Source organism: Clostridioides sp. ES-S-0048-02 (genome assembly GCF_020658495.1).
Taxonomy (GTDB): domain Bacteria; phylum Bacillota; class Clostridia; order Peptostreptococcales; family Peptostreptococcaceae; genus Clostridioides.
The window spans coordinates 228,300-249,928 of the sequence record NZ_JACVWH010000005.1 but is presented as its reverse complement, the minus strand read 5'-3'; the positions used below and the strand labels follow the sequence as shown (position 1 = coordinate 249,928).

Annotated in this window: 22 protein-coding genes; 16 read left to right on the top strand and 6 right to left on the bottom strand. The window is 29.6% G+C overall.

The window, feature by feature from the left end; all coding sequences use genetic code 11:
- The first annotated feature begins 573 nt into the window (after positions 1-573).
- Positions 574-2,463, top strand: coding sequence for a sigma 54-interacting transcriptional regulator (locus tag IC173_RS09405; protein WP_227855461.1), 1,890 nt, complete (start codon positions 574-576; stop codon positions 2,461-2,463).
- 126 nt (positions 2,464-2,589) lie between these two features.
- On the opposite strand, the gene IC173_RS09400 is transcribed toward IC173_RS09405, so the two are convergent.
- The 6 genes from IC173_RS09400 to IC173_RS09375 all read right to left on the bottom strand — a co-directional run bounded on the left by IC173_RS09400 (position 2,590) and on the right by IC173_RS09375 (position 9,969).
- On the bottom strand, positions 2,590-3,288 hold the full coding sequence (locus tag IC173_RS09400; RefSeq protein WP_227433529.1) for an RraA family protein: 699 nt from the start codon (positions 3,286-3,288) through the stop codon (positions 2,590-2,592).
- 33 nt (positions 3,289-3,321) lie between these two features.
- A complete protein-coding gene (locus tag IC173_RS09395; RefSeq protein ID WP_227831337.1) occupies positions 3,322-4,305 on the bottom strand; it encodes a hydroxyacid dehydrogenase in 984 nt (327 codons plus the stop codon).
- A gap of 14 nt (positions 4,306-4,319) precedes the next feature.
- On the bottom strand, positions 4,320-5,459 hold the full coding sequence (locus IC173_RS09390; protein ID WP_227433527.1) for an amidohydrolase family protein: 1,140 nt from the start codon (positions 5,457-5,459) through the stop codon (positions 4,320-4,322).
- Between the two features lie 36 nt (positions 5,460-5,495).
- Positions 5,496-6,908: a DASS family sodium-coupled anion symporter gene (locus IC173_RS09385; RefSeq protein ID WP_227433526.1), complete on the bottom strand. Its 1,413-nt coding sequence runs from the start codon at positions 6,906-6,908 to the stop codon at positions 5,496-5,498.
- Between the two features lie 651 nt (positions 6,909-7,559).
- Positions 7,560-8,237: a Crp/Fnr family transcriptional regulator gene (locus IC173_RS09380; RefSeq protein WP_227824663.1), complete on the bottom strand. Its 678-nt coding sequence runs from the start codon at positions 8,235-8,237 to the stop codon at positions 7,560-7,562.
- A gap of 361 nt (positions 8,238-8,598) precedes the next feature.
- A complete protein-coding gene (locus IC173_RS09375; protein WP_227483050.1) occupies positions 8,599-9,969 on the bottom strand; it encodes an MATE family efflux transporter in 1,371 nt (456 codons plus the stop codon).
- A 124-nt stretch (positions 9,970-10,093) separates the two neighbouring features.
- On the opposite strand from IC173_RS09375, the gene IC173_RS09370 reads away from it, so the two are divergent.
- From IC173_RS09370 to eutS, 15 genes are all read left to right on the top strand, one after another.
- On the top strand, positions 10,094-10,630 hold the full coding sequence (locus IC173_RS09370) for a PadR family transcriptional regulator (protein ID WP_227824665.1): 537 nt from the start codon (positions 10,094-10,096) through the stop codon (positions 10,628-10,630).
- Between the two features lie 116 nt (positions 10,631-10,746).
- Complete coding sequence (locus tag IC173_RS09365; RefSeq protein WP_227831334.1) at positions 10,747-10,956, top strand: DNA alkylation repair protein; 210 nt, start codon at positions 10,747-10,749, stop codon at positions 10,954-10,956.
- Positions 10,949-11,734 carry an SPL family radical SAM protein gene (locus IC173_RS09360; protein WP_413927544.1) on the top strand — a complete coding sequence of 262 codons (786 nt, stop codon included), beginning with the start codon at positions 10,949-10,951 and terminating at the stop codon, positions 11,732-11,734. Before IC173_RS09365 ends, IC173_RS09360 begins: the two co-directional genes overlap by 8 nt.
- A 17-nt stretch (positions 11,735-11,751) precedes the next feature.
- Complete coding sequence (locus IC173_RS20955; RefSeq protein WP_413927543.1) at positions 11,752-11,874, top strand: hypothetical protein; 123 nt, start codon at positions 11,752-11,754, stop codon at positions 11,872-11,874.
- Between the two features lie 234 nt (positions 11,875-12,108).
- Entirely contained in the window at positions 12,109-12,552 is a 444-nt protein-coding gene (locus IC173_RS09355; protein WP_227855460.1) for a GNAT family N-acetyltransferase, read from the top strand.
- A gap of 396 nt (positions 12,553-12,948) precedes the next feature.
- The gene (locus tag IC173_RS09350; RefSeq protein ID WP_227831332.1) at positions 12,949-13,731 is read left to right on the top strand and encodes a helix-turn-helix domain-containing protein; all 783 of its coding nucleotides are present in this window, start codon (positions 12,949-12,951) and stop codon (positions 13,729-13,731) included.
- A 447-nt stretch (positions 13,732-14,178) separates the two neighbouring features.
- Positions 14,179-14,787, top strand: coding sequence for a class I SAM-dependent methyltransferase (locus IC173_RS09345; RefSeq protein WP_227855459.1), 609 nt, complete (start codon positions 14,179-14,181; stop codon positions 14,785-14,787).
- Between the two features lie 285 nt (positions 14,788-15,072).
- Positions 15,073-15,411, top strand: coding sequence for an MATE family efflux transporter (locus IC173_RS09340; protein ID WP_227855458.1), 339 nt, complete (start codon positions 15,073-15,075; stop codon positions 15,409-15,411).
- Positions 15,412-15,635: 224 nt separating this feature from the next.
- Entirely contained in the window at positions 15,636-15,941 is a 306-nt protein-coding gene (locus IC173_RS09335) for a hypothetical protein (protein WP_227483046.1), read from the top strand.
- A gap of 187 nt (positions 15,942-16,128) precedes the next feature.
- A complete protein-coding gene (locus tag IC173_RS09330) occupies positions 16,129-16,311 on the top strand; it encodes a hypothetical protein (RefSeq protein ID WP_227835877.1) in 183 nt (60 codons plus the stop codon).
- 334 nt (positions 16,312-16,645) lie between these two features.
- Entirely contained in the window at positions 16,646-17,656 is a 1,011-nt protein-coding gene (locus IC173_RS09325; protein WP_227824671.1) for a choline/ethanolamine kinase family protein, read from the top strand.
- Between the two features lie 84 nt (positions 17,657-17,740).
- Positions 17,741-18,949, top strand: a complete 1,209-nt coding sequence (locus IC173_RS09320) for an ethanolamine utilization protein EutH (protein ID WP_227851414.1) — start codon at positions 17,741-17,743, stop codon at positions 18,947-18,949.
- Positions 18,950-19,001: 52 nt separating this feature from the next.
- On the top strand, positions 19,002-19,961 hold the full coding sequence (speB, locus tag IC173_RS09315; RefSeq protein WP_227824673.1) for an agmatinase: 960 nt from the start codon (positions 19,002-19,004) through the stop codon (positions 19,959-19,961).
- Positions 19,962-20,119: 158 nt separating this feature from the next.
- Complete coding sequence (locus tag IC173_RS09310; RefSeq protein WP_227855457.1) at positions 20,120-21,250, top strand: 1-propanol dehydrogenase PduQ; 1,131 nt, start codon at positions 20,120-20,122, stop codon at positions 21,248-21,250.
- 27 nt (positions 21,251-21,277) lie between these two features.
- Positions 21,278-21,628, top strand: coding sequence for an ethanolamine utilization microcompartment protein EutS (eutS, locus tag IC173_RS09305; RefSeq protein WP_227824675.1), 351 nt, complete (start codon positions 21,278-21,280; stop codon positions 21,626-21,628).
- Position 21,629: the final 1 nt, after the last annotated feature.

The following is a 21,629-nucleotide window of genomic DNA, read 5'->3' as shown; positions in this document are numbered from 1 at the left end:
CTGTTTTTATATAAAAAAAGAAGAAGATTCAAATTTTTATTTTGAGACATCACCTTTTATCATGGTAAAATGAGAGTATAAGATATTGATACAATACATATATATCGTTATGTGAATAATTTATCAGATATACTAAGTTCCAAGTCATTAAAAATTTACATCAATATAATGAAACTTGTATTTAAAAGTGCTTTTGATTTAAAAATAATAAGAATCCAACTAAAGGAGTAGATTTAGTTAAATCAAAACAAATTTAAAATAAAAATTATGATGAAGAGTAAATAATAAAACTATTAGAAGTATGCAAAGATACTGAATTAGAACTTCACATAAACTTAAATATTAGTCTGGGTATGAGAACATCCAAAATATTACGTCCGTCATGGGAGAATGTAGATTTTGAAAGAAAAACAATTTCAATTGAGAAAATTACTGCAAAAGTAAATAGTAAAGTAATTCTGAGGTGAATATTTTTAAAATCCTGTGAGTAGAAAATTGAGTGTCACTCTGAAGACATTATTTTGTGTGAAAAAATAATATAAAAAATAGACTAACAAAAGGAGGTTTTATGATATGAAAAATGAGATAGTAGTCATTGCTCCCTCTAAGTTATTTTCAGATACTGTATATGAAGTACTTGAAGAATTACATATAAAAATTCCATCATACATTGCTACAGGTAAAGAAACTATAGAACTAGCAGATAACATAATTAACTTAGGCACTAAAGTAATAATTACTCGTGGACAAAATGTTGATTTATTGCGTAAACATGTCTCAATTCCTATAGTGGATGTTGGATACAAATACGAAGACATATTTTATTCATATAAAAAAGCACTTAAGTATTCTTCAAAAATAGGATTTATAGGTTTAGAATCATCATATAAAACTGCTAAACGATTTAAAGAAATCTCCAATTTTGATTTAGAAATACCTAAGTTAAATTCTCTTTCTGAATTTGAAGATACAATAAAAGAATTAATTGATAATGGCACTGAGATTTTCATAGGTGGTAAAACAACAAAAGAAATCACCTCTAAATACAATAAACTCTGTATAGAGACTGAAGTTGAAAAGTCTTCTATTCATGCGTCTATCAATGAAGCAATTCATCTATATAACATAGGAATTGAAAAGAGAATAAATAACTCTATTACAGAAGAAATTCTAGAATGTACACATAGTGGTATAATTGCCATTGATAAAAATCACTCACCACTTTTTATAAATAATCAAGCAAAAAGGTTACTATTTAACCAAGTTGATAAATTTATAAAAGATTATTTAACTTCTGGTGATATTTCAGATTCACTAAAAAATGGGCACTCTCTATGTAACAATATAATTAATTTTAAAGGTTCTTCCCTTACATTTGATTGTTTCCCGATTATAATTGATAGTTTGCATTTTGGATGTGTTGCAACCATACAAGATATCGAAAATATTCAATCAACAGAAAAAGAAATAAGAGAGAGTTTAATTTCAAAATCTCATTGTGCAAAGAACAATTTTAACGATATATTGGGTTCAAGTGATGCATTAATGCACTCGGTAAACATGGCTAAGAAATTTGCTAAATCTAATTCTACAATCATAATTACGGGTGAATCTGGTACTGGAAAAGAAATATTTGCTCAAAGTATTCATAACTATAGCAATAGATTTAATGGACCTTTTGTGGCTATAAACTGTGCAGCTATACCTGAAAATATACTTGAAAGTGAATTATTCGGATATGTAAAGGGAGCTTTTACAGGTGCTAGAAATGAAGGGAAAGCAGGTGTCTTTGAATTGGCACATAATGGGACTATATTTTTAGATGAAATTGGAGAAATTTCTAAAGATGTTCAAGTCAAACTACTTCGAGTATTACAGGAGAGGGAAGTCACTAGAATAGGGGATACTAAAGTTGTACCTATTAATGTAAGAGTTATAACAGCTACTAATAAAGATTTAGTGGAGCAGATTGATAATAATAATTTTAGAGAAGATTTATTTTACAGACTTTGTGTGTTGAAGTTAGATTTACCTCCTCTTAGAGAGCGAAAAGAAGATATCGAACAACTTACATATGCTATTATATCTCATTATAACAAACCAGTGTCAATATCTGATTCTGCACTTAAAATTTTAAGTAGATATGACTTTCCTGGTAATATAAGACAATTAAAAAATATAGTAGAAAGACTAGTAGTTATGTGTGATGATAATTTTATAGATGAGTACTTAGTTTCTGAAATTTTAACTTCTGAGCCACATTTTCGAAAGGATATAAGTTTAACTCCTACAATAGATTATTCTCCTATTTTGGAAGAGAATAAAATCGTAGATTATGAAAAAAAATTAATTCTTGAGACGTTAGAGAAAAATAATGGAGTAAAATCTGTTACTGCAAGTCAGTTGGGTATCAGTGCTACTACTCTTTGGCGTAAACTTAAAAAGTATCAACTTTCAGATTAAATATTTATTGAATAAAATAAAAGAGGCTGTTACATAACAATTTAGAATTGTTGTGTAACAGCACCTGTTATTTTAAAATTTTTATATATAAATATTTTATATACATAGAGTAGAAGTCATTTATTACTAAACTCTGTAAACATCATCTATAATTTGTACACCTTTTTTTTCTAATGTCTCATTTACCCATTCTCTATTTGCAGTTCCTTCAGAAGCCTTTACCACTTTAGCATGGTCTTGTTTAGCATTTGCTTCTGCTTTATCAATAAGGTCTACTGCATCATTTTTAGGGATTACGATTACACCATCTTTGTCTCCTAATATTATATCTCCTGGATTAACAGCAATTCCTCCTATAGATATAGGTACATTCACTTCACCAGGACCTTCTTTATATGGGCCACCTGGAGTAGTTCCTGTAGCATATATTGGACAACTAGACTTTGATATAACATCAATATCTCTTATTGGACCATCTATTACAATTCCTGATACTTTTTTGAAATCTGCAAGATATTTGTACATGATTTCTCCCATGATGGCTTGTGTTCTATCTCCATTATTAGATAGTATTATTACATCGCCTTCTTGAGCTATATTAAGAGCTTGATGAAGCATTAAATTATCTCCTGGTCTTGATTTTACTGTTAACGCAACTCCACACATTTTGTTTTTTGGTGAAGACATTAACTTTATTTCTGAACTTAATGCACTTGACCTATACATACAATCTCCTACATTAGCTGCTGGTAATACACTAAATCTTTTTACAAGTTCTTTATCTGGTAAATCTCTTTTTAAATATACTCTATTTCCTATTGTCATTTTAAGTTCCTCCTAATAAGTGTTTATTGTTTACTAATCATTGTATATCGTTGCATTGTCCCAATCTATTGATTTTACTGGCCAAGTAGGGTTTTTACCTTCAAATACCTCATTAACTCCAATTGCAGAGTGTAAAGAGGCTCTATTGGTAGCTTCTTTAGTTGCTGCTCCTATATGAGGAGATACCACAACATTATCTAAATACAATATAGGGTTTTTAGAATCTACTGGCTCTTGTTGTAATACATCTAAGCCAGCACCTGCTATAATATTATCTCTACATGCTTCATATAAAGCTTGTTCATCTACAACACTTCCTCTTGCTGCATTTATAAAAAATGCTGTTTCTTTCATCATACTAAACTGTTCTTTTCCTATAAAATGTTTAGTGACAGAAGTTGTTGGACAGTGAACAGAAACAAAATCACTTTCTTTATATATTTTGCTTATATCTCTAGTTACTTCTACACCTTGTGGGAAGTCTTTAGATGGTTTATATGGGTCATATGCAACCACTTTCATATTGAATCCATCCATACACATCTTAGCAACTCTTGAGCCTATGTTTCCACATCCAATAATTCCTACAGTTTTTCCATCAAGCTCACATTTAGGAGTTCTCAGCTTAGCTTTATAATAGTCCTCTATAAAACTTTTTCTTACTTTTGTATAATTTCTAGAGCAGTATAACATATACATTAGTGTTACTTCTGCAACAGAAGTACTATTTGCTACTGGACAATACAATACTTGAACACCAAATTCTTTTGCTGCATCTAAATCTACAGTATCAAATCCTGCTCCATGACGTACTATTACTTTTAAGTTATCAGCAGCTTCAAATACCTCTCTTGTTATTTTAGATAACCTAACTATAATTGCATCAATACCTTTTATATCATTTATTATATCTTTAGTCTCCATGCCTGAACCAGTTATCAGTTCATGTCCTCTACTTTCTAAGTAATCTCTTCCTTCTTGCATTATTTCTTGTGGTAATAATATTTTCCAACCCATTTTTTTCCTCCTAATTAATTTTCATATATGTAATCTGGGGCACAATATACTATAAATCCATTTTTAATTGTCATTTCTGTTTTTAATAATTTATCTGCCTCGAATTTACTACCTTTCCAATCTGTATAAGTTTGTTTAACATCCATAATGTCAAATATTGCTACATCTGCATTTGCACCTTCTGATAGACATCCTATCTGATTTTCCATTTTCATAAGTTTAGCTGGATTTTGTGTTGTCATTTTTACAACATCATATAGACTTATTCCCATACATATGTATCTAGACATAAGATTTGGTAGAGAGAATATAGGTCTTCTAAACATGCTTTCCAATACCAAATCTGTACTACAAATATCAGCTATAAATCCTTGTTCTTTTGCTTTTTGCATGACTTCAAAATCACCATGTTTTCTACCTTCTCCTGTATCAAATATAATTCCTCTTTCTCTTGCTTTCTTTACACATTCGTATAAATTGCCATTTGAGTCGAGGATAGTGTTTTGAACACCTTGATATACATGTTCAAATATATCTCCTGGTCTTAAGATATTTAACACATCCTCTGTAGGAACTGGTAAATTTGTACAATGTACCTCAACAGGGCATCCTATTTTTTCAGCTATTTTAATAGTCTCCTTTAATGGCTCTATTCCTAGACCTTCTACTAAATTTTCACTTAATCTTATTTTTAGACCTAATATATTATCTTTATTTTCATTGTATATTCGTTCTATTTTTTCATGATTGAAATACTTTGGGTCAATACATTCATGATAGCTAGTAGTTACTAATCCCGCTGAACAAACTTGTAAGAAACTTTTTATATTTACTTTACTTCTAGCCACAATTGAAGATTTAAAGAGTTGGTAGTTTGCTACTCCTGCTGAACAATCAATTGCACTAGTAACGCCTGTTGGAAGATATGTGCTATCTGGATATATACCAATTTCAGTTCCATCTGCAAACATATGAGCATGTGCATCAATCAGCCCTGGAAAAACAAATTTACCTCTTGCATCTATTGTGTGTTTTGCCTTATCACCATGTTTATATTCAGTTACTTTTCCATTGTATATAGCAATTGTTTTATTGCCATTTACATTATTTTTAGGGTCTATTACGTGTCCATTTACAATAAGTAAATCTAGCATAATTATTCATCTCCAATATATAAATTTAATGTGTACTTACCATAATCCAATTATTTTCCAGTAAGGTAAGCCTATTACTAAGAATATTGCTAATGCAACCATTACCATGATAGTGCCTACTTTCCAGAAATCTTTTTGAGATACATATCCTGATGCAAAGGCTATAAGACCAGCTCCATTTCCATAATGAGTCAATAAAGCTCCATAACTTGCAAAGAATGCTAGCAATAATGTAACTACCATCGGATTTGCTTTAGTAGATAAAACTATTGCAAATAGTACAGGATAAAAAGATGCTACAAATGCACTGTTTGATACAAAGAAGTATCTAACTGCCAAACTCACTAACAATAGTACTATTGTAACTAATAATCCATTTACATCTGATAGATTTAATACTGTACCTAATTTATCAGCTAACCAAGTGTAAAAACCTGCATCAGCTAATGAGCCAGCAATACCATAAAATGCACCATACCATATAAATATATTCCATGCTCCTTTAGCACCAATAACATCATCCCAATCTAAAATGCCTGCTATAAGGACTAATGCTAAGAATACAAATCCTACTACCTGCATATTTAAGTTTATAAAAGGTATTTTTTCGCCAAACATCCATCCAAGAATTGCAAGAATAAAGAATACAACTAGTATCTTTTCATGTTTTGTAATAGTACCTAATGATTCCAAATCTTTTCTTATCTGTGGTTTAATATCTGTTAAATGAGTTAAACCTGGTTTGTATATCTTATATACTATAAGTGGTGCTACTAGTAAGAATAAACCTGCTGGTACGATTGATGCCATAAACCAAGTTCCCCAAGTTAAGTTAACACCTAACATACTTGCTGCCAAAGAAACTGTTATCGCATTGGTTGCCATACCTGTCAAAAATAATGCTGCTGTTCCTTGAGATACTACATATGTTAATACTGTTAAATATGCACCTAATTTTTTAGGTTCATCATCAGGTTTAGAACCTGCACCTTCTGCTATATTTCTAAATATAGGGTATATAATAGTTGTTCTAGATGAATTTGAACCTGTAGCAGGGCTAAGTATTAAATCACTTATCATCATTAGGTATCCAAGTCCTAAGGTAGAATCTCCTGCTCTTAGCAAAAGGTTGTATGCCATACGTTTTCCTAATCCTGTCTTTACAAAAGCTGTACAGACAATAGTTACAACAACTAAAAACCAAGTCATCTTATCTGAATATCCATGAAGTAGTATTGACTCATCCATAAACATAAGTGCTACACCTACAATGATTAAAGTAATGATTGGTTCTTTAAATGGTTTAATAATAAGACCTGCTAGTAAACCTAGATATAAAGCAACAATATCCCAAGTTTCTTTTTTTAATCCTTGTGGTGCAGGTAAATTCCATATAATTATTGGTATAGCTGCAACAAGTAAGAATTTCATCAACTGTTTTTTATTCATTTTCTTCTCCTTATTTAATTTTAGATTTATACTAAATTATAAAAGCACGAAATATGCCAACTTTTTAGATTAATAATATTTTATTTGTTTTTTTATGTGATTTATTGTAATTTAACTGTTAATCAAATTACTTTGATACAATTTTATTAAAATATTTTTTTCTAGTTTGATAAAATAACATTATATTTCTTTATATTATATTTCAAATAGAAATAGAATATTTCAATTTGAAATGCAATATTTCCGATTGAAATATAGTGTTTGAATTGTTAACATAACAATAAAAGATATATATTCTTATATTATTGATGAAATGGATAGAGAAGTTTCAGGTAAAGTCGCAGGTAAGTTATACTAATCATAAGAGTAAACTTTAAAAAAAATTTAAACTTATTTTCATATTACTACTTATTTCATATTACTAATAGAAGTAAAACAAAGGTATTTTATTAGCAAATAAAAGTTCAAATTAAATTTATCAGTATTTATAAAAGTGGAAGGCAATTATATGGAGAATAAGATTAAATTAATGAAGAATTGATAGAATAAAAAAAGGTGCTTACATTATGAATAAAAGTGGAAATTTTAAAGAAGAAGTTGAAGAAAGAGATAAAAAGGAGATGATTCAAATTCTTATTTTGAAACATCTCCTTATAATGTTAAAGAACGAAGTCTATCTTTATCCAATACTTTTACACCACCACGAGATACAGACACAAGACCTTCTCTAGCAAAATATTTCAACATTCTAGACACAACTTCTCTAGCACTTCCCATATACTTAGCAATTTGCTCATGAGTCATATTTATAGTAGTATTATTGTTTTTAGTTATTTCATCAACTAAAAAAGATGCCAAACGCTTATCAAAACTCATAAAAAGGATTTGTTGCATTGCCCACATAACATCAGAAAAACGTTCAGTGGCTAGCTTATATGAGAACAATTCTGCGTGAATATTTTCTGTAGACAATTTTGAGAAAACAGAAGAACTAATTTGTATAATATCGCAATCTGTCTCAGCATCCACATATACATCAAAAGTTATTGTGTTTAGAATGCATGATGCTGATAAGATACATACATCACCATTATCAAGACGGAAAAGTGTCACCTCACGCCCTTCATCTGAAAGTATGTATGTACGTATTGTTCCAGACTTTATAATCAAAATACCAATACAATCACTATCACCACAATGAATTGAGTTTCCTTTTTTAAAGTGGGATATATTGGCTGAAGAGATTAATAAGCTTTTTTGTGAGTCAGTGAGTTTATCCCAAAAAGATAAACTTTGTGTAAGTATATCAATATCGTTTTGTGAAAGCATATAGTTATTCCTTTCCTAAAATAATTATAATCCAATAATACAAGTGAATAGATAAAATAACAAGTAGTTTGTGAAAAAGGATTATTCAATTGTATATTAATAGTATGATTTGTGTAGAAAATATATGTTAATATATATTATTGCCTATTTGTAAGTAGATTAAGTCATATTAAGCATGTAAATTAATGAATTATAATATACATATCTTGTAAGCTGAAAGAGCTGTTTGATAAAGAATTTATCATACAATTCTTTGAGCCTACAAAATGCATGAAATAATTTTATATCTTTTCTGATGGTAGATTTGTATAACTAATATATATATTAGATTTGTATAACTAGAACATATCTTGAAGTATATTTATTTAGAAGAAATAGAATTTATTTTTAAAATATGAAGCTCTTTATGTAGTTTTATTGCCATAAAACCTGCGATTATTGCAGCAGCAAAATCAGCTATTGGTTGTGCATATAAAATACCATTTAATCCCCAAAATATAGGAAAAATCAAGATTATAGGAATAAAACATATACCTTGTCTACACATACCCAGTAACCCACCTTCCTTTGCTTTTCCTAGTGCAAGGAACAATGTAGAATATACTGTATAAAAACCAAATAACATAAATGAAAATCCATTTGCTCTAAGAGCCTTACTACCATTTTCAATTAATAACACATCACCACTTGTAAATTGTGAAATTATAGCTGTGGGAAAAAACACCATTACAAGACCAAGTACTACACAAAATAGAGTAGTCCATGCTATAGATGTTTTTATTGCTTGGTGTAATCTATCATAGTTCTTTGAGCCAAAATTATAACCAGCAATTGGTTGGAAGCCTTTTATAAACCCAAATACGATAAGACTCCCCAAAGACATTATTCGTGTTACTGCACCCATTCCAGCTATCACAGAGTCACCATATTTTGTAGCTTCCATATTAGTTAATGTGATAGCGAGACTAGTCAATAACTGGAATATTAAAGTAGGTACACCAATCTTTAAAATTTCTGACATGATTTCATTTGAAAAACAACATTCTTTAATTCTAAAACTAAACATACTTTTCTTGCTAAAAATGTACCTGATATAAACAAGTGTTGAAATCATCTGAGAAAGAGCAGTTGCAATGGAAGCACCTTTTACACCCATGCCAAAGGTATAAATGAATATTGGGTCTAAAACTATATTAAGCAATGCACCTAATAGCATAGCGCACATGGTTGTTTTAGCAGCTCCTTCACTTGTGACAATATTAGTCATAGTGACATTAAATACATTAAAAATAGATGATACGACATAGATACTAGCATAAGACATTGCATAAGGCATAATACTTTTTGTAGCTCCTAATAATTTTAAAACAGGATTGAGAAGAATCATAATGACAATAATAAATAATATACCAACTATTATACTGCTGTAAATAGCTGTACTAGCAACTTTGCCTGCTTTTTCCTTATCTCCATGACCTAGGAGTCTGGCAATGTAGGAAGCAGCTCCATTTCCAAATAATAATCCTAATCCCACAATAATCTGACCTAGTGGAAATGCAACGGATATAGCACCCATTTGACTTGTTCCAAGACCACCTACAAAGTATGCATCTACCAAATTGTACAATGCAGTTATCATCATACCTATCATAGTAGGTAATCCCATAGATAACAAGGCTTTTGGTATTGGGGCAGACCCTAATAATTCAATTTTTTTGTTGCTTTCTTTCATGCTAAACACTCCCTTTCTATTGACATTAGCTCTAAAATATATTACTATAAATTATAGTAATAAAGAAAATGCTACTATAAATTATAGTGTTTGTCAATAGAGAGAAAACGAGAGGAGAATTTTTATGGCAACAATAGATTTAATTGTACTGGGTATAGTAAAGCAACAGCCTCAGAGTGCTTATGATATTCAAAAAGTGGTGGAATATAGAAATATATCACGTTGGGTTAAAATCAGTACACCATCAATTTATAAGAAGGTAATTCAACTAGAAGAAAAAGGTTATATCCAAAGCACAATTGTAAGAGAGGGGAGAATGCCAGAAAAAGCAATTTACTCTTTAACAGAATTGGGTGAAAAACATTTTTTAGACTTAATGTTTGATACAGCTTCAAAGCCAGTAAATATTTTTCTGGATTTCAATGCTGTAATAGTAAATTTATACAGTCTTACACCAGAAAAGCAAAAGTTGTGTCTTAATAGTATTGAAGAAAATATACAAGTATTGAAGTCGTATATAGAGGAAAATATAAACACAAAATCGAATGTACCAGAAACAGGTAAGGCTATTTTAGACCAGCAATTGGTATTAGCTCAAACATTAGAAACATGGGTGAATTCTCTAAAGGTTATTCTAGATGTTGACAGTGAAAGAGATTAACCTCACTCATCTAAGAGAGATTGCAAAGTAATATAAAGGTCATCATGAATTAGCAATCTGAATTAGCAATCTCATTGTGGTAAAATGGATATTATGAAGCTAGGATTTTGACTAAAATGATTGATGACCTACTACAAGCAATTAAGAAACAAATTAGAAAATGGTCATCTGAATTTTATTCATTGGATATTTACGACTTATCCTGCCAAAACTTATTTGAAAATACTCCTTATGTACAGCCACTTATAACAAGATGGACAAAGTGTAATAGTATTTTCTTGAAAAGAGTAGGATTTGTATTGATTACAAGATATCCCAATGGATAACAAAAAATTATATGATGGAATTAGGGATAAGATAATGATTAAAAGCATACCAGCAAAACAAATTTTACAGAAAGTTAAATTTGACAACTCAAGATGGTTTGGGATTGATTATAATATGAATCTCTATCGTGGTTGTCCTCATGGTTGTATTTATTGTGACAGTCGTAGCACAGTATACAACATAGAAAATTTTGACCAAGTGAGATATAAGGAAAATGTGATAGAAACTCTAAAAAAGGAGCTACGTTCAAAGAGAAAAAAAGGAGTTGTTGGTATTGGAGCTATGTCTGACACATACAATCCTTTTGAAAAAGACCTTTGCATTACTCAACAAGCCTTGAATTTAATTTCAGAAAATCATTTTGGAGTATCTATTGATACAAAAAGTAGTTTGGTAGTTAGAGATATACCAATTTTGAAGGAAATAACAAGAAACAATTCTGCTATTGTCAAAGTTACTATAACCACTGCAAATGATGAGTTAGCAAAGAAAATAGAGCCTAATGTGAGTCTAAGTTCTGAACGATTTGAAGCAGTAAAACAGCTCAATGATGCTGGAATATTTTGTGGTATATTATTGACACCTTTGATACCATTTTTGACTGACAATGAGAATGAAATAAGAGCAATTGTTGAAAAAGCACATAAGGCTAATGCAAAGTTTATCTATTGTATGTATGGAATGACAATGCGTAATGGTCAGAGAGAATTTTTTTATAAGCATTTAAAGAATATATCACCAAAACTAGTATTTCAGTATAAAAAAAGTATGGCTTAAATTATGTATGTCCTAGCTTGAATGGAAAGAGATGTGAACAAGTGCTAAAAAAAGAATGTGCTCGTTATGGTATTTTGACAGAGATGAAAGATATTATAGAAGCGTATAAGAAATCAGATATGCAATTAAAGTTTTTTTAAGCTATAAGTTGCAATTACTATTCATTCTTCTAAAAATTTATTCTATTATAAATTAAATAGCAAAAAGTAAAAAGTAAAAACTAAAAAACAATAAATACAATGAAATTAGATAGTAATAATTATTCAATGTTTCAATTGTATTATCATTTAGTTAAGTGTATCAAATATGTAAAGGATAGTGAAGTGTATTAAATACATAAAGGAAATATATGTTAAAAGGAAGGGGGGATATATATGATAGAAATAAAAACTATAGATGAAAATAAAAAAGGTCATATTGACATTTTGTTGCGAGCTGACCCATATGAGGTAATGATTGATAAGTATCTTGATAAAGGCATTATGTATGCTCTATATGATAATGATGAACTTACTTGTATAGCAGTTGTAATTGAAATTTCTAAAGAAACCTGTGAATTAAAAAATATTGCTACATATGAGTATTTTCAAAATAGGGGTTATGCATCAAAGATGATAAATCATATTTTAGATGTTTATAGTGAACAGTATTCATCAATGATTGTGGGTACAGCTGAAAGTGGAATCCCGTTTTATGAGAAATTTGGATTTGTTTATTCACATAAGATTAAAAACTTTTTTATAGATAATTATCCAGAGCCAATTTTTGAAGGGGAATCTCAATGTGTGGATATGCTGTATTTAGAATATAAATTCTAGATGCTAATGAGAAGATAAAGTGTTATATATAAAATAAAGAATCGTGATAAAGTAGATAAAGTGTTGCAGAAAGCACGTCTGAAAAGATGTGCTTTTCTATTACTAGAAAACAGTATATTAGAGAATAGTTTGTAAAAACCTATTGTTAATCAAATGGTTATACACTTAATAAAATCATATTTTGATAAATATTACTTTCAAAATATAAAGGAAAGGATTTAGATTTCTATTGATGCTATAATACAAAAAGAGAGGCAAAAATTATTACAAAATCATGTTTTAGCAACAAATTACATGAGTGCAACTTAAAGTTGACAATGTGCATTTCTTAAAATATAGAATTTAACAGTATAGTTTGATAATATTTGGATATCAAATCACAGGAGGTAATAATATATGAATTTTGGTGAAAAATTATTTAAGTTAAGAAAAGAAAAAGGATTATCACAGGAAGCACTTGCAGAACAAGTTGGAACAACAAGACAGGCAGTTAGTAAGTGGGAAAACAATCAGGGATTTCCAGAAACAGAAAAACTTTTACTACTATCTAATATTTTTGAAGTATCAACTGATTTTTTATTAAAAGATGAGAAATCAATAAAAGGAGCAAATGAAAAGGGATATTATGTAAGCAAGGAAGTGGCAAGGGGTTATCTTATCAATGAGAAAAGAGAATGCAAATATTTGGGGTTAGGTTTTTTGTTTTGGGCATTAGCAGGTATTCCTTATGTAATGTTTCCAACTCATACAAGTTGGCGTATTTTGGGAATTGCAGTTTGTGTTGTTTTAGGTATTGGTGCTGTTATACTTGGAATGTTTGCAGAACAAGAAGATTATAAAATCTTGAGAAAAGAGCCACTGTTATTTGATTATGAGTTTTTGAAAGAATTATCAAAGGAATATATTTCAATCAAGAAAAAATATAAGTTAGTTGCTATCCCAAGTACATTTTTGTTTGTGGTTGGTATTCTTATTATCGCAGTAACAGTTAGAGGGTACATTGAATGGGCAGAATATCATTTACTTGTATTTTTGGGATTGGCAGTTGGTATTTTTGGTTTCGTACAATCTATTGGGATTATGGATGCATATGAGCTGTTGGTAAAAAACGAACAGTATTGTGACCGATTTATCTTTAAAGTAAAGAGAAAATTAAAGAATAAAATTGATAGGTTCTAAAAGTAAATTTTTAAAGGTAGGAGCTAGTTAGGGCAAGGTATTAATTGTGAAATTTACAGAGACAGGATAAAAGGTCACGATAAAACAGCAAAATGTATGATAAGTATGAGTAATTATTATGATACTTTATTTTAGTATTATTTTATAAAAGTTAGAAGAAAGAAAAAATATTTAAAGGTCAAATTGACCAAATAAAGATAATATATATAGCATAATTTAAGAAAAATGTGAATGATGGAACTTAAACGTAATACACATAGTATAATTTAAGAATCGTATGCATAATATAACTTAATCATAATACACATAGTATAAATTGAATGTTAATATAACTATAGAGAACTTAATATAGTTATATTAACATTACTAGTGAATGAATATCATTCATTGACATGAAGAATTACCCATGATATACTGTGAACAATACAAGAAAGGAGGAGTTTAGATATGACAAATATAAAAGAAAAATCAAGAAAAACATTTAATAATCAAGCAGATACCTATGACCAAGATATAAAGGGACAACATGCAAGAAATCTTTATCCAGTTTTACTTAAAACACTTTCAGATATTTCATATGATACTATTTTAGATTTAGGGTGTGGAACAGGAGCAGTATTGCAAGCTATTTTAAATGAAGATTGTAGGAAGAAGGCTTATGGAATTGATATTTCTGAGAATATGCTAAATATAGCAAAAAATAAACTAAAAGGGAATGCTACCTTAGTTTTAGGAGATTCAGAGTATTTGCCATTTGAAAATGAATTTTTTGATGTTGTATATTGTAATGATTCTTTTCATCATTATCCTAAACCAGATAAGGTATTGTCAGAGGTTTGTAGGGTATTAAAGCCAGAAGGAACCCTAATAATTTGTGACTGCTGGCAACCATTTTTATTTAGACATATAATAAATATTTTTATGAAGTACAATAAAGATGGAGATGTAAAAATGTACTCAGAAAAAGAAATAAGTAAATTGTTAGCTGTAGATTTTAGAAACATTGTGTGGAAGAGCGTGAATCATACTTCATATATTGTGACCAGCATAAAATAAGAAAGTATAAAAGAAAAACACATAGAGAAAAACATATAAAGAAAATTACATAAAATAAAACATAAAACATAAAAAAATACATAAAAAATAAAACATAAAAAAGCATAAAAAAGCATAAAAAAGCATAAAAAATAAAACATATGATACTTTATAATTTTGTAAATTTTTAACTCAAACCTGTATAAATCTCAGGTATTTTTTAAAATTAATTAATGAATGAAATTCATTCATAAATAGGAGGACACATGAGTACAAAAATGGATTTTATCACAGAGGATAAAAAAAATGTATAACAAAGATGTCTTTGCATTAATAGTAGCTATGTTTTTAAACATGGCATACAATCTAGTAGACAGTATATGGATTGGTAATTTATTGGAAGAGACTGCTATGGCAGTACTTACAACTTCCACGCCAATTATTTTAACTCTGACATCTATAGCTATTGGGGCTACAAATGGTATATCTATTTTACTTTCGCAAGTAATTGGGGCAAAAGAGCATAAAAAAGCAGAAAGTTTGATTTCTACTTCGTTTTTGGTATCAATAATATTTTCATTGATTATTACTGGAGTTATTGAGCTATTGTTACCATCCATCTTAAAAATATTGGTCAAGTTATAATAGTAGATGGTTATGCTAAACCTTTTTAATTTATAAAACTATAAAGGTTAGATTAATATTTATATAAAAATTGAGATGATTTTAATATAAAAGATATATTTAAATAGAATATAAAATTATTTTTAACTAATACTTCCAAAAATGTTCAATTGAATATATAATGTAATTATAAAAGCAAGCTATTTTTATAGTAGTGGTTAATTCTCTAATAAGGAGGGTGTAAAATGGCTAGTATGATTATGGAAGTTGTAGGAGTATTGTTTATAGTAATTGGATTAATTTTGACATTTGTTGAGATAAAAGGAAACTTCCCTTCTTTTTATGGTTTTGGTCAGAATGCTATAGGTAAAAATGCTATAGGAATTATAGCAGCAGGAATAGCATTAATTTTCTTTAGAAATGGTATAGACAGCATAGATTCTATAGCTACTTATGGTATATTTTTAGCGATAGAGCTTGTTGTAATCTCTGCATATTTCTTAATAAGAAGAAAGTTTTGTAGAGAAGATAAAAATTTAAGAGTTAACTAATAAAGTTGTCTACTATAAAATTAGAAAATTCAAAAAATAAATAAAATATTGCTTTTAAGTATTTAAAGTTCAAGAAACTATATTCTATATAAAAACAGAATGTGGTTTCTTTTTTTAGTGCAATAGCTTTAATAAAATTCTAATTGTAGAACAGGGTATAAAAGAAGGGGTCTTTCGTTGTAAAAATGTGGCTTTAGATACTAAGTTCTTGGTGTTTGGTATTATTCATACTTTTAATGGGGCTATTTCCACATCATTCAAAGACAAATTATCTATAAATGATAATATTCTAAAAGGAAGTGTTGGAGTTGCACAAAATGTTACAGTTAAGCTGGAAAGTCGAAATGGAAATATAAAGGTTGATAAATAAAAATAGACAAAAGAATTATCAATTTTATAAAGTTCATAAAGTAGAGAATTATAAATTGAATAAATAAAACAATACTATAATAAATATTTTTTGTATACATAATTTTAATAATATGATGAAAAACTTTTAAATAACTTTATTTAAAAGTTTTTTTATTTCCACAAATAGAGATAGAATCCCAAAAATATATAAAAAAATCCATTATAACAAAAAATTAAACAAAAATAGTATTGACCTTTGTGTTGCACAAAGATATAGAATTCTAATCAAAGGAAAATGGTTTTTAATAGAAAAAGTTTTGACCAAAAACAAATCATACAAAGGAGAAATTATTATGAAAAATGAAAGTATAAGAGAAAATATGTCAGTATTTGGAGAGGTAATACAACCTTATGAAATTCAAGATTTCCTTAGGTTAATCAATTTAACAAAAACAGCATTTAGCCAAGAACTTAGCAAAATAGAAATAATGCCAGGCGGGCTTACAAATAAAAACTTTAAGCTTGAGATTGAAGATGGCACTCAAATAGCAATGCGTGTAGCAGGAGTAGGAACAGCAGGATATATAAATCGTCCAGCAGAAAAGCACAATGCTTCTTTAATGTCATGTCTTGGAATAGCTCCAGAAATATATTACTATGACCCAAAAACAGGTTCACAACTTTGTGAATTTATAAAATCAGATACAATGCATGCAGAGGATTTTATAAATAATTCAGATGTAGTCATGAAATCAGCAGAAATTATGAGAAAATACCATGATAGTGGAATGGAGTTTAAAAGTGTATTTAACCCAATAGCTAAGATGAAAGAGTACATACAAATACTTAAAGAAAATGGTTTTGATAAGAGATATGATGGATGGGATAGCATAACAGAAAAAGTAGATATAATAGAAGTTGCTTATCAAAATAATCCACAAAAATTAGTTCCTTGTCACAATGATACACTAGCAGAAAACTTTATGTATGATGGAAAAGTTATGCGTGTAATAGACTGGGAATACGGTGGAACAAATGATAGATTTTACGATATGGCATGTGTGTGTGTAGAAAATCCTCTTCCAAAAGATAAAGAAGAGCTTTATGTAAGAACATACTTTGGCGGAGAACCAACAGAAGAGCAAAGAGCAAGATTGCTTACAAGTAAGTTTTTAGTTAATGCACACTGGTCTTTATGGTCATTAGTTCAAATAACATATGGTAAAGACCATGACTTCTATTGGGAATATGGAAGAACTCGTGCAGCTGATTGTATAGAGTTTATGAAGGATGAAAACTTTGAACATTACTTAGATATAATAAATGACCCTAACTTTACAGAATCTGTAGAACCACTAGCATAAGAAGTATTTATTATGAGAAATATTAAATAAAAATTAAGTAATAAAGAGCTGATTAATGTTTTTAGTACATAGGGGGTATACTGTATGGAATTATTAGGAGACTCAGTACTGTATATCATCATGGCTTGTTGTGTAGCTGGAGGTTTAGCAAAGATTTTCAAAGAAGAATCGGAGCTAGCTAAATCTTTTGATGAAGGCTTACATACTATGGCAACGATGTTTATACCAATAGTAGGTCTTATGGTATCTGTTCCGTATCTAAAGGTCGGGGTAGAGAAAATATTTGGAAAGTTGTTTAGTATGTTTGGCGCAGACCCAGTGGTAGCAGCAGCTATGATTATGCCACCAGATTGCGGTTCATATGCTTTAGCTATAGAAATTGGGAAAACAAGTGAAATATTAGTGATAGTATTAGCAGTTGGATTTATGTGTGCATCGACAGTGGCATTTAATATTCCAATAGGACTTTCAATTTTAGATAAAAAAGATTACAAGTACCTAGCTTTAGGAGCTATGTCTGGATTTTTATCAGTACCTTTTGGAGTATTCACGTCATATATGGTTGCATTACTTACAAATCCTACAATACGTACAACACTTTCTACAGTAGGAAATTCTAATTATACTTTAAATTTAAGTATGCTAATGATTTTCCAAAATCTAATTCCTATTGTTGTGGTGTGTGTGTTGCTTGCATTAGGGTTAAAATTGTTCCCTAATGGAATGATAAAAGGATTCATGTATTTTGGAAAAGGTCTTACAAGCATATTAATAATAGTCGTAGTATCATCTATTGTTGAACACTATACAGGTATTTTCACTAAAGTATTTGGAAGTTGGGGATTTGACCCAATGTTTGCAGATGAGAAAGAAATGTTTAGGTCTATTGAGCTTCTAGGGAGTATTGCAATGATGCTTTGTGGAGCATTTCCAATGGTTTACCTTATACGTAAGTATTTTAAAAAGCCACTGGAAAAGCTTGGTTCAATAGCTGGGCTAGATAGTGCTGGTAGTGCTGGATTAGTTGCATGTATGGCAAATGGTATCGCAATTTTTGGACTAGTCAAAGATATGAAACCAACAAGTAAAGTAATATCTATGTCGTTTTTAGTTTGTGCAGGATATTCTTTAGGAGATTTTATAGCTTTCAATGTCAATTTCCAACCAAACTTGGTTATTGCAATACTTGTTGGTCAAATAGTAGGTGGAGTAATAGGTATAATATTTGCAAAATTAATTGCAGTTCCATACGTTCTTAAGATGGAAAAAGAAGATGAGGTAGCTGAAGTTTAGAGTAAAATTGATAAAAAAATAACAAAAACAAAGAAAATTAAGGGGAGTAGTTATGATTAAATATAAAACAATAAATTCTTTAAAATCACCTAGATTCGCAGGAATTAAAACATTCATGAGATTACAAAATGTAGTTACAACAGACGATGTAGATTTTGCTGTTGTTGGTATACCATTTGATTCATGTGCTACATTTAGAGTTGGTGCTAGATTTGGTCCATCATCAATAAGAGAAATGTCAGTTCTAGGTTGTAAACCATATAATCCAGTTCTTGATGTTGGTATATTTGACTATTGTTCTGGGGTAGACTATGGTGATTTAGGCTCTGTACCAGGATATGTAGAAGATACATTTGATGTAATTACAGAGGGGATGTTACCTATCTTTGAAAATGGTGTAGTTCCAATAGCTATGGGAGGAGACCATAGTGTAACATTACCAGAATTAAGAGCTTGTCATAAGGTTCATGGACCAGTTGCTTTAATTCACTTTGACTCTCATTATGATACAATAGCAGAATATTTTGGAAAGCCTTATAGTCATGGAACACCTTTCTACCATGCTGCTAAAGAAAACCTTGTTGATACATCTAAATCAATTCAAGTTGGAATAAGAGAAGGTTATTATGGTGAAGAAGATAAGTACCACTCAACTGATTTAGGGTATGAAGTTTTAAAAGCTGTTGAATGTCATAAGATGACTACAGAAGAAATAATAGAAAGAATTAAACAACGTGTTGGTGATTCAAAAGCATTCCTTACATTTGATATAGATTTTGTTGACCCAGCATATGCACCAGGGACAGGAACTCCTGTTATAGGTGGATTCTCATCTGCCCAAACATTAGAAATAATAAGAGGATTAAAGGAGTTAAATATAGTAGGCTATGACCTTGTTGAAGTTGCGCCACAATATGATGCTGGAAATGTTACTTCACTTACAGCTGCGGGTATAATGTATGAATTTATATCTCATATAGCTTATAAGAAAAAGCATAACATAAAGTATTAATATACAAGATTCTTGACTTTACTAAAATCCAATATTTACTAAAATAATGTCATAACGAAATATTGAAAGCTTAATAAAAGCTCCATAGATTGTTCTGTGGGGCTTTTGCTTAACAATTGTTTAATTTTAAATAAGTTTTTATAAAAGAGGAGATTAGATTGAATAATTTTGAAATAAAAACCAAAGTAAAATTTGGAGTAGGTTCTTTAGAATATTTACAAGAGATAAAAGATAAAAAAGTGTTGGTTATAACAGACCCTTTTATGGTTAAATCAAAAACTATAGATAAAATCTTAGTAAATTTAAAACACAGTACATATGAAGTATTTAGTAATATAGTACCAGACCCACCTATAGATACAGTAGTACAAGGCATAGAAGTATTAAAAAATATAAAGCCAGATACAGTAATAGCTTTAGGTGGAGGTTCTGCAATAGATGCAGCCAAAGCTATAAAGGATTTTTCAAAGCAAATTTTAAGAACTAATGAAATCGAATTTATTGCTATCCCAACAACAAGTGGAACTGGCTCAGAAGTAACATCATTTTCTGTAATCACAGATAAGCAAAAAGGTGCAAAGTATCCTCTAGTGTCAGATGAATTAATTCCAGACATAGCAATACTAGACCCAGAGTTGGTTAAAACAGTGCCAGATTTTATAACAGCAGATACTGGAATGGATGTTTTGACACATGCATTAGAAGCATATGTATCAGTAAATGCTAATGATTTTTCTGATGCACTTGCTGAAAAGGCAATAAAACTAGTATTTGAATATTTATTGAAAGCATATAAGGATGGAAACGATTTAGAGGCTAGAGAAAAAATGCATAATGCATCTTGTCTAGCTGGAATGGCATTTAATCAAACATCATTAGGAATAAATCACTCCATAGCACATGTTCTAGGTGGAAAGTTTCATATACCACATGGAAGAGCAAATGCAATATTATTGCCATATATAATAGAATACAATGCTAATATCACAGGATATTCAAATACATACTACTCATTATCAGCAAAAAAATATGCACAAATATCAAAGTTAATAGGTCTTAGTAGCTCAAACACAAGAAGTGGTGTAAAGAGTTTAATTAATGAAATAAAAAAACTACAAAAAGAATTAAACATGCCAACTAAATTGAGAGAATGCAATGTAAATTTGGAAGAACTAAGTAATTTACAGAGTGAAATAGCAGTTTTGGCTATTCAAGATGGATGTACTAGTGCAAATCCTAAAGTTCCCATAGAAGAAGACATAATAGAAATACTAAATAAAATTAAGTAAAAATGTGATAAAAATTAGGGGGCAAAATTGAACGAAGAAACTAAACAAAGAATTATACAAGAATATGTTCCAGGAAAGCAAGTAACACTTGCTCATATAATAGCTAATCCAAATGAGGATATATACAAAAAGTTAGGATTAATACTAGATAGAAAAGATGCAATCGGTATTCTTACAATAACACCGAGTGAAGCTTCAATAATAGCAGCAGATGTAGCAACAAAATCATCAGATATAACGCTTGGATTTATAGATAGATTTAGTGGGTCTTTAGTAATATCTGGAGATGTGAGTTCTGTAGAATCTGCATTAAATGAAGTATTAGAAGTGTTAGGTGAGATGTTGAATTTTTCATCAACTAAGATAACGAGGACATAAA